This is a genomic window from Mesorhizobium sp. M0618 (genome assembly GCF_040320765.1).
Lineage (GTDB): Bacteria > Pseudomonadota > Alphaproteobacteria > Rhizobiales > Rhizobiaceae > Mesorhizobium.
In genome coordinates this window covers 1-681 of record NZ_JAMYQH010000083.1, presented here as the reverse complement: position 1 = coordinate 681, position 681 = coordinate 1, and the positions used below count along the sequence as shown (strand labels likewise).

Genomic DNA, 681 nt, shown 5'->3' with positions numbered 1-681 from the left:
AGGTGTGCCGTTGAAACATGTTCTTGTCATTGACGATGATGCCGCAATGCGGCGCCTCATCGCCGAGTATCTCACGATGCATGCCCTGAAGGTAACCGCAGTCCACGATAGCAAGCAGTTTGACTATGTTCTTTCACGTGAGCCAGTCGATCTCGTGGTTGTTGACCTTAACCTAGGCCGGGAGGATGGACTTGCGATCGTCCGCAATCTGGCGACAAAATCGGATGTTCCTATCATAGTGATCAGCGGCGACCGGCTTGATGAGGCGGAAAAAGTGGTTGCACTGGAGCTCGGCGCAACCGATTTCATTCCCAAGCCTTTCGGGATGCGCGAATTCTTGGCCCGCATTCGAGTAGCGCTACGCCAGCGCATTTCTAGTCCGCGAACCAGAGAGCAGCGCTCATTTCGCTTTGGGGCCTGGAAGCTCAGCGTGAAGCAGCGGCGACTGATCTGTGCGGAGCGTGGCGAGGTCAAGCTTACCGCATGTGAGTTCAATCTCTTGATCGCATTTCTGGAGAACCCCCGCAACGTGCTATCCAGAGAACGGCTTTTGCTCGCGAGCCGTGTGCGTGGAGAAGAGGTGTACGATCGAAGTATCGATGTCCTAATCATGCGCTTGCGCCGAAAGCTGGAGGCTGATGCGGCCAACCCTCGCCTGGTCAAAACATCCCGTGGCGCAGG

1 protein-coding gene is annotated in these 681 nt (G+C 55.9%); it reads left to right on the top strand.

Annotated features, from left to right (window positions below):
- Positions 1-10: 10 nt before the first annotated feature.
- On the top strand, positions 11-681 hold a 671-nt coding region (gene virG, locus NKJ04_RS33625; RefSeq protein WP_352556354.1), incomplete at its 3' end, for a two-component system response regulator VirG.